This is a genomic window from Nocardioides sp., assembly GCF_031397825.1.
Classification (GTDB): domain Bacteria; phylum Actinomycetota; class Actinomycetes; order Propionibacteriales; family Nocardioidaceae; genus Nocardioides.
This window is the reverse complement of record NZ_JANNML010000113.1, coordinates 1-1,812: the sequence shown is the minus strand read 5'-3', so window position 1 is coordinate 1,812 and position 1,812 is coordinate 1. Positions and strand designations below refer to the sequence as shown.

The following is a 1,812-nucleotide window of genomic DNA, read 5'->3' as shown; positions in this document are numbered from 1 at the left end:
CACCAGGGCCATGCCCTGGCCGCCCCCGACGCACATGGTGATGAGGCCGGTCTGCTTGTCGTGGTGCTGCAGGGAGTTGATCATCGTCGACTGCAGGCGGGCACCGGTCATGCCGAAGGGGTGGCCCACGGCGATCGCGCCACCGTTGACGTTCAGCCGGTCGAGGTCGATGCCGAGGTCCTGGTAGGACGGCACCACCTGGGCGGCGAAGGCCTCGTTGATCTCCACGAGGTCGATGTCGTCCACACTCATGCCGGCGCGGGCCAGCGCCTGGCGCGACGCCTCGACCGGGCCGAGACCCATGATCTCCGGCGACAGCCCGGTGAGACCGGTCGACACGATCCGCGCCAGGGGGGTGAGCCCGAGCTGGGCGGCCTTGGTGTCGGACATGATCACGACCGCCGCGGCGCCGTCGTTGAGCGCGCAGCAGTTGCCGGCGGTCACGACGCCGTCGGGACGGAAGACCGGCTGGAGCTGCGAGACCGCGTCGTAGGTGACGCCGGCGCGCGGGCCGTCGTCGGTGGAGGCGACCGAGCCGTCGGGCAGCGTGACCGGGGTGATGTCCTTGGCCCAGAACCCGTCGTTGATGGCCTTCTCGGCCAGGTTCTGCGACCGCACGCCGAACTCATCGAGCTCCTGGCGCGAGAGCCCCCTCATACGGGCGACGTTCTCGGCGGTCTGCCCCATGGCGATGTAGGCGTCGGGCAGCAGGCCGTCCTCACGCGGGTCGTGCCAGTCCTGGCCGCCCTCCGCGTAGGCCTTCGTGCGGCCCTCCGCGTCGGCGAACTTCGGGTTCTGGGTGTCGGGCCAGTGGTCGGAGGTGCCCTTGGCGAAGCGGGACACGGTCTCGACGCCGGCGCTGATGAACACGTCGCCCTCGCCTGCCTTGATGGCGTGGAAGGCCATCCGCGTGGTCTGCACCGACGAGGAGCAGTAGCGGGTGATCGTGGCGCCCGGCACGTTGTCCATGCCGAGCAGGACCGACACGATGCGGCCCATGTTGTTGCCCGACTCGCCGCCGGGCAGGCCGCAGCCGAGCAGCAGGTCGTCGATGTCGTCGGTCGACAGCGCCGGCACCTTGTCGAGCGCCGCCTGCACCATCTGGGCGCTCAGGTCGTCGGGACGCATGTCCTTGAGCGACCCCTTGTTGGCGCGCCCGATGGGGGAGCGGGCGGTGGAGACGATGACGGCCTCGGGCATGGGTTCTCCGTTCGGTGGGCGACCCCGGTTCGTTCCGGGCCGCGGGTGACACGGGTCTGACAGGGGCAGCAGTCAGTCACACGATCGCCGTACGGCGAGACTGCCTCGGCCACCCTAGTGAGGAATCTGCCAGCATGCAGGTGTGACTCGTCACCTCTACCGCTGCCCGCTGCGCTGGGCCGACATGGACCAGCTCGGACACGTCAACAACGTGACCTACGTCGACTACCTCCAGGAGGCGCGGGTCGACATGCTGCGGCTCCACGCTCCGGTCACCGGGGGCGAGGAGCTGGCCGAGGGTGTGGTCGTGGTCAAGCACGAGGTCGACTACCGGGTGCCGCTGGTCTACCGGGAGGAGCCGGTCTCGATCGAGACCTGGGTGTCGAAGGTCGGCGCCGCCTCGTTCACGATGGCCTACGAGATCTTCGACGAGGACGAGCAGGGGAACCGGACGGTCTACGTGCAGGCCCGGTCGCAGCTGGCGCCGTACGTCTTCGCGACGGAGTCGCCGCGTCGCATCACCGAGACCGAGCGCGAGGTGCTCGCCCAGCTCAGCGACGACCACGAGGGGCCGCGGGCACGCAAGGGCCGGCTGGCGCGCGACTCCGGTGA

The 1,812-nt window shown here is 70.0% G+C and carries 2 protein-coding genes; one reads left to right on the top strand and one right to left on the bottom strand.

The annotated features are described in order from the left end of the window. Nucleotides 1-1,200, bottom strand: a 1,200-nt coding sequence (locus RMN98_RS09870) for an acetyl-CoA C-acetyltransferase (protein ID WP_309648643.1), incomplete at its 3' end; no start/stop codon positions are given. Nucleotides 1,201-1,342: 142 nt separating this feature from the next. On the opposite strand from RMN98_RS09870, the gene RMN98_RS09865 reads away from it, so the two are divergent. Continuing rightward, on the top strand, nt 1,343-1,812 hold a 470-nt coding region (locus RMN98_RS09865), incomplete at its 3' end, for a thioesterase family protein (RefSeq protein WP_309648642.1).